General features: G+C 72.8%; 5 protein-coding genes. 1 reads left to right on the top strand and 4 read right to left on the bottom strand.

Features of this window, described 5'->3' with window-relative positions:
* The 3 genes from ACFQ11_RS12280 to ACFQ11_RS12270 form a co-directional block, all read right to left on the bottom strand.
* The coding region (locus ACFQ11_RS12280) for a serine/threonine-protein kinase (protein WP_378298366.1) at positions 1 to 873 on the bottom strand (873 nt) is incomplete at its 3' end.
* A 164-nt stretch (positions 874 to 1,037) separates the two neighbouring features.
* The gene (pruA, locus tag ACFQ11_RS12275; RefSeq protein WP_378298365.1) at positions 1,038 to 2,669 is read right to left on the bottom strand and encodes an L-glutamate gamma-semialdehyde dehydrogenase; all 1,632 of its coding nucleotides are present in this window, start codon (positions 2,667 to 2,669) and stop codon (positions 1,038 to 1,040) included.
* 15 nt (positions 2,670 to 2,684) lie between these two features.
* Positions 2,685 to 3,593 carry a proline dehydrogenase family protein gene (locus ACFQ11_RS12270; RefSeq protein WP_378298364.1) on the bottom strand — a complete coding sequence of 303 codons (909 nt, stop codon included), beginning with the start codon at positions 3,591 to 3,593 and terminating at the stop codon, positions 2,685 to 2,687.
* A gap of 115 nt (positions 3,594 to 3,708) precedes the next feature.
* Between ACFQ11_RS12270 and ACFQ11_RS12265 the strand changes: the two genes are divergently transcribed.
* Complete coding sequence (locus tag ACFQ11_RS12265; RefSeq protein WP_378298363.1) at positions 3,709 to 4,788, top strand: PucR family transcriptional regulator; 1,080 nt, start codon at positions 3,709 to 3,711, stop codon at positions 4,786 to 4,788.
* Here ACFQ11_RS12265 and ACFQ11_RS12260 read toward each other — a convergent pair.
* Positions 4,785 to 6,347 carry an acyl-CoA synthetase gene (locus ACFQ11_RS12260; RefSeq protein WP_378298362.1) on the bottom strand — a complete coding sequence of 521 codons (1,563 nt, stop codon included), beginning with the start codon at positions 6,345 to 6,347 and terminating at the stop codon, positions 4,785 to 4,787. The genes ACFQ11_RS12265 and ACFQ11_RS12260 overlap by 4 nt on opposite strands.
* Between the last annotated feature and the right edge of the window lie 229 nt (positions 6,348 to 6,576).

Genomic DNA, 6,576 nt, shown 5'->3' with positions numbered 1-6,576 from the left:
CGCGAGCGTCGCGGTCGGTGGCTCCGGCGGCGGCCCGGGGGGCGGCGGGAGGGCCGGGGCGCGCCCGGCCGTGCGCAGGAAGGACGCGACGGCGTCGGCGCTCGCGGGACGCTCGTCGGCCGCTTTGGCGAGCAGGTCGCGGACGAGCCGTTCGAGCCACGGCGGCACGTCCGGGCGGGCGGCGGCGAGCGGCGGCGGGGCCTCGTTCAGGTGGGCGTACATCAGCCGGGGCAGCCCGGCGCCGGCGCGGAACGGCGGTGCGCCGGTGAGGAGTTCGTGGAGGACGCACCCGAGGGCGTACAGGTCCGACCGGGCGTCGGCGGCTCCGCCGCTGAACTGTTCGGGGGCCATGTAGAGGGGGGTGCCGACGGTCCCGCCGTCCCGGGTGAGCCGCGTGGCGGCGTCGGCGAGTCCCGCGATGCCGAAGTCGCACAGCTTGAGCCGTCCGTCGGGGAGGACGATGCCGCGCGAGTGGGCGGCGGCGAGGGCGTCCGCGAGCCGGGCGGCGAGGGCGACGGCCTCCTCGACCGGCAGGCCGCCCGGGTTGCGGCGGACGACCGCCCGCAGGTCCTCGCCCTCGAGGAGCTCCATCACCAGGTACGCGAGGCCGTCGCCGGTGCGGCCGACGTCGAACACGACCGTGATGCCGGGATGCTGGAGCGCGGCGGCGGCCTCGGCCTCGCGCTCGAACCGTTCCATCGCGCCCGGCACGTCCGCGAGCTCGGCGGGCAGGACCTTCACGGCGACGGGGCGGCGCAGCCGCCGGTCGACCGCGCGCCAGACCTCGCCCATCCCGCCGCGGCCGAGCACGCTCTCCAGGCGGTATCTGCCGTCGAGTTCGGTCCCGGCGGCGAGGCCCGGCCCGTCCGTCATCCCCGCCCCCGGACGGTCGGTGCCCGGTCGCGCGTCGGGTGGCGGTCGGCACGGCGGCAAGTCGTGAACACGGCAAAGAGTACAACCCGCACGAAACTGTCCGGCGGTGTCGCGTTCGGCGCCCGCGGCCGGGGAGGCCCCGGCCGCGGGCGCCGGACGGCGCGTCAGCCCATGTGCGGGTAGCGGTGGTCCGTCGGCGGGACGAACGTCTCCTTGATCGAGCGCGGGGACGTCCACCGCAGGAGGTTGAACACCGACCCGGCCTTGTCGTTCGTGCCGGACGCCCGGGCGCCGCCGAACGGCTGCTGCCCGACGACGGCGCCGGTGGGCTTGTCGTTGATGTAGAAGTTGCCCGCGGCGAACCGCAGCACCTCGGCCGTGTGCGCGGCGGCGGCGCGGTCGTCCGCGATGACGGCGCCGGTCAGCGCGTAGTCCGACACCGACTCCATCTGCGCGAGCATCTCGTCGTACCGGTCGTCCTCGTACACCAGGACCCCCAGGATGGGCCCGAAGTACTCGGTCCGGAAGATGTCGTTCTCCGGGTCGTCCGACACGAGCACGGTCGGGCGCACGAAGTACCCGACGGAGTCGTCGTAGGTCCCGCCCGCCACGATCTCGATCGACGGGTCGTCCTTGGCGCGGTCGATCGCGGCCTTGTTCTTCGCGAACGACCGCTCGTCGATGACGGCGCCCATGAAGTTCGACAGGTCGGTCACGTCGCCCATCGTCAGCCCGTCGACCTCCGCCGCGAGCCGCTCCCGGAACCCGTTCTCCCAGATCGACCGGGGGATGTACGCGCGCGACGCCGCGGAGCACTTCTGCCCCTGGTACTCGAACGCGCCCCGCACGAGCGCCGTCTTGAGGACGTCCGGGTCGGCGGACGGGTGCGCGACGACGAAGTCCTTTCCGCCGGTCTCACCGACGAGCCGCGGGTAGCTCCGGTACTTGTCGATGTTCGCGCCGACGGTCTTCCACAGGTGCTTGAACGTGGTCGTGGACCCGGTGAAGTGGATCCCGGCCAGGTCGGGGTGCTCCAGCGCGACGTCGGAGACCTCGATCCCGTCGCCCGTCACCAGGTTGACGACGCCCGGCGGCAGACCGGCCTCCTCGAGCAGCCGCATGGTGAGGACGGCCGCGTACGTCTGGGTCGGGGACGGCTTCCAGACCACCACGTTCCCCATCATCGCGGGCGCGGTCGGCAGGTTGGCGGCGATCGCCGTGAAGTTGAACGGGGTGATCGCGTAGACGAACCCCTCGAGCGGCCGCAGGTCCGACCGGTTCCACACGCCCGCGGAGCTGATCGGCTGCTCGGTGAGGATCCGCCGCGCGAAGTGGACGTTGAACCGCCAGAAGTCCGCGAGCTCGCAGGGGCTGTCGATCTCGCCCTGCTGGACGGTCTTGGACTGCCCGAGCATCGTCGCGGCGAGGATCGTCTCGCGCCACGGACCCGACAGCAGGTCGGCGGCCCGCAGGAAGATCGCGGCGCGGTCGTCGAACGACAGCGCGCGCCACGCCGGCGCGGCCTCCAGCGCCGCCGCGATCGCGTCCCGGGCGTCGTCGCGCGTGGCCGTGCCGTACGTCCCGAGCACCGCCGCGTGCCGGTGCGGCTGCACGACGGCGACCTTCGCGCCGGCGCCGAGCCGCCGCTCGCCGCCGATCGTCATCGGCAGGTCCACCGGCGCGGCGCCGCCGAGCTCGGCGAGCTTCGCCTCCAGCCGGGCCCGCTCGGCGCTGCCGGGGGCGTAACCCCGCACCGGCTCGTTCACCGGCGTCGGGACGTTGGTGACGGCGTCCATGAATGTGCCTCCTGGTCAGCGTGAGACGAACGAACGGAGAAAGAAGACGAGGTTGGCGGGACGCTCGGCCAGGCGCCGCATGAAGTAGCCGTACCAGTCGGCGCCGTAGGGCACGTAGACCCGCACGGTGTGGTCCTCGGCGAGCCGGCGCTGCTCGCCGGCGCGGATCCCGTAGAGCATCTGGAACTCGTAGGAGCCGGGCTTGCGGTCGTTCTCGGCGGCCAGCGCCAGCGCGATGTCGATCATCCGCGGGTCGTGGCTGCCGATCATCGGGCGCCCGTCGCCCTCCATCAGCAGCTTCAGCCCCCGCACGTACGCGAGGTCGACCTCGTGCCGGCTCTGGAAGGCGACGGACGACGGCTCGGCGTACGCCCCCTTGACCAGCCGGACCCGCGACCCCTCCCCCACGAGGTCCCGCAGGTCGCCCTCGGTCCGCCGCAGCATCGACTGGATCGCGACGCCGACCCACGGGAAGTCGGCGCGCAGTTCCCGCAGCACGCCGAGCGTCGAGTCGACGGTCGTGTGGTCCTCCATGTCGAGCGTGACGGTCATGCCCGCCCGCTGCGCCGCGGCGCAGATCGTCCGCGCGTTGTCCAGCGCCAGCCGGTCGTCCAGCGCCTGGCCCAGCGCCGACAGCTTCAGCGACGCGTCCGCCCCCGGCGCGAGGTCCCCCAGCGCCTCGAACAGCGCGAGGTAGGCGTCCCGCGTGGCCTCGGCCCGCGCGCGGTCGAGCGTGTCCTCGCCCAGGTGGTCGAGCGTGACTTTGAGGCCGTCCCGGTGCAGGTCCGCGACCGTCCGGACGGCCGCGTCGAGATCCTCGCCCGCCACGAACCGGTCGACGACGCCCCGCGTGAGGGGCACGGCGGTCACGAGACCGCGCACACGCTCGCTGCGCGCGGCCGCCAGGAGAAGCGGACTCAACATCAGGGCCTCCGAACTGCGATGGACACTTCGCACGTTAAACCGGCTCTGCCCGACCGCGTATAGTCAGATGCCACTTTCAGGAGCCGAACTCTTCATACAAACGTCACAGGAAGCCATGGACCTCCAAGAGATCGTCGAACTCTCAGCGGACCTGCTCGGCGCGCCCGCCACTTTGGAGGACCGTGACTTCCACCTCGTCGCCTACGCCGCGCACGGCGACACGATCGACCCCATCCGGATGGAGTCGATCCTCCATCGCCGCGCCACCGAGGCCGTCCGGACCCGTTTCGAGCGGCACGGCATCGCCCGCGCCACCGGCCCCGTCCGCATCCCCGCCGACGCGGCCCTCGGCCAGCTCGGCCGGCTCTGCCTGCCCGTCCGCTGGAACGACGTCACCTACGGCTACCTGTGGCTCCTCGACGACGAGGAGCGGATCACACGCGCCGAGGCGGTCCGCGCCATGCCGCTCTGCGAACGCGCCGGCCTCCTCATGGCCCGCCGCGCCCGCGAACGGGACGACCTCGGCTGGCGCGTCGCCGACCTGCTGTCCGCGCAGCCCGACGTCCGCGCCCAGGCCGCGGCCGAACTCAACGAGTCCGCGGCGCCCGAGCCGCCCCTCGCGGTCGCCGTCCTGCGCACCGACGCGCCCGTCCCGCTGAACCCCTGGATGCTCCCGCACTCCGTGCTGCCGACGCTCTGGCAGCGCGACCACGTGCTGCTGATCCCGTCCGGTGTCGCGCCCCGCCCCGTCATCGACCGCGCCCGGCGCCTCCTCGAGGAGCGGGGCGCGCCCGTCCGCGCGGGCCTGCACACCGGGTCGCCCGCCCTCGACGCCGTCCACGAGGGCTGGCTGCGCGCCCGCGTCGCCGCACGCGTCGCGGCGCCCGGCGAGACCCGCACCTGGACGTCCCTCGGCGCCCTGCGGCTCCTGCGCACCGCCCCCGACGACGCGCTCGCCGAGGCCGTCCGCGTCCCCGGCACCCTGCACGAGCACCCCGACCTCGAGGCGACCGCCCGCACCTACCTCGACCACGCGGGCAACGTCCAGGCCACCGCCCGCGCCCTGAACATCCACCGGCAGACGCTCTACCACCGCCTGCGGCGCATCGAGGACCTGACGTCCCTATCCCTCACCGACGGCCAGGACCGCCTGACCCTCCACCTGTCCCTGACCCTCTCCCCCCACCTGGACTAGCTCTGGGCCAGGGAGGCGTGGGCCTCGCGGAGTTCGCGCTTGAGGATCTTGCCGCTCGGGTTCTTCGGCAGCGCCTCGGCGATCACGACGTACTTCGGCCGCTTGTAGGGGGCGAGCCGCTCCCGGGCGTGCGCGTTCACGTCGTCGGCTCCGAGGGACGCGCCCGCCTTGGGCACCACCACCGCCGTGACGGCCTCGATCCAGTGGGGGTGGCGGATGCCGAACACGGCGACCTCGGCGACGCCCTCCAGCTCGTAGATCGCCTCCTCGACCTCGCGGCTCGCGACGTTCTCGCCACCGGTCTTGATCATGTCCTTCTTCCGGTCGACCACCGACAGGTAGCCGTCCTCGGTCATGATCCCGAGGTCGCCCGAGTGGAACCATCCGCCGCGGAACGCCTCGGCGGTCTTCTCCTCGTCGCGGTAGTAGCCCAGCGCCGCGTGCGGGCTGCGGTGGACGATCTCGCCGACCTCCCCCGGCGCCACCGGGTTCCCGTCGTCGTCCACCAGCACGGTCTCGACGTTGATCGCCGCGCGTCCCGCGCTGCCCGCGCGCTCCAGCTGCTCGTCCGGGCGCAGGATCGTGGCGAGCGGCGCCATCTCGGTCTGCCCGTAGAAGTTCCACAGCCGCACGTCGGGCAGCCGCCGCCGCAGCTCGCGGAGCACCTCCACGGGCATCGGCGACGCGCCGTAGTAGCCCTTCCGCAGGCTGGACAGGTCGCGGGTGTCGAAGTCGGGGTGCCGCAGCAGCGAGATCCACACGGTCGGCGGGCAGAACAGCTTGGTGACCTTCTCCCGCTCGATCGTCTCCAGCAGCGACGCGGGATCCGGGCCCGGCAGGATGATGCTCGTCGCCCCCAGGTACACGTCGACGCTGAAGAAGCAGTCGAGCTGCGCGCAGTGGTACATCGGCAGCGCGTGCGCCTCGACGTCGTCCTCGCTCATCTCGCCGTCGACGATGCAGCTCACGTACTGGCTGATCAGCGACCGGCTCGTCAGCATGACGCCCTTGGGCCGCGACTCGGTCCCGGACGTGTACATCAGCCGCAGCGGATCGTCGTCCTCCACCGGCACGTCCGGCGCCTCGTCGGGCCCCTCGGCGGCCCAGCCGTCGACGTCCTCCCACCCGCCGGCCGGAGCGCCGATCACCCCGCGGACCCCGCCGTCTACGCCCGCGATCGCGAGCGCCTTCTCGGCCGTGGGCACCAGCACGTCCTCGGCCACGATCCCGGACGCCCCGGAATGCCCGAGGATGTAGCCGATCTCGTCCGCGTTGAGCATGAAGTTCACCGGGACGAGCACCACCCCGAGCTTCGCCGTCGCGAACGCCAGCACCGCGTACTGCCTGCAGTTGTGGCTCACCAGCGCGAGCCGGTCGCCCTTCCCGAGCCCCCGCGCGGCGAGCGCGTGCGCCGTCCGGTTCACCGCCGCGTCGAACTCCGCGAACGTCCACCGGACGTCCCCGTCCACGATCGCCACCTTGCCCGGACTCCGCCGAGCCGTCCGATGCAGGAGATCCCCGTACGAGTGCCGCCGGGCACGAGCGACCGATCCGGACATGGGCGCCTCCCGTGAAACCGCTGCTTAGGCCCACTTTCGACCATTCCGGCGATCATAACCACGCACCCCGGACGGCGACCAGGGTCAGCGGCCGCTCGTGTCCGCCTCGCCGAGGCGCCCGCGACCGCCGCGCGGAGAGGGACACCCGAGAGTCCGAAATCGAACAGCCACAGAACAATGCGCGCCAACACAGCCGTATTAGAAGCCGCCCCACCAGACGAAGGAAAAA

It is taken from the genome of Actinomadura sediminis (assembly GCF_042675525.1).
Taxonomy (GTDB): Bacteria; Actinomycetota; Actinomycetes; order Streptosporangiales; family Streptosporangiaceae; genus Spirillospora; species Spirillospora sediminis.
Note: the sequence above shows the minus strand (reverse complement) of the source record. Positions and strands in the feature narration are given on the sequence as shown.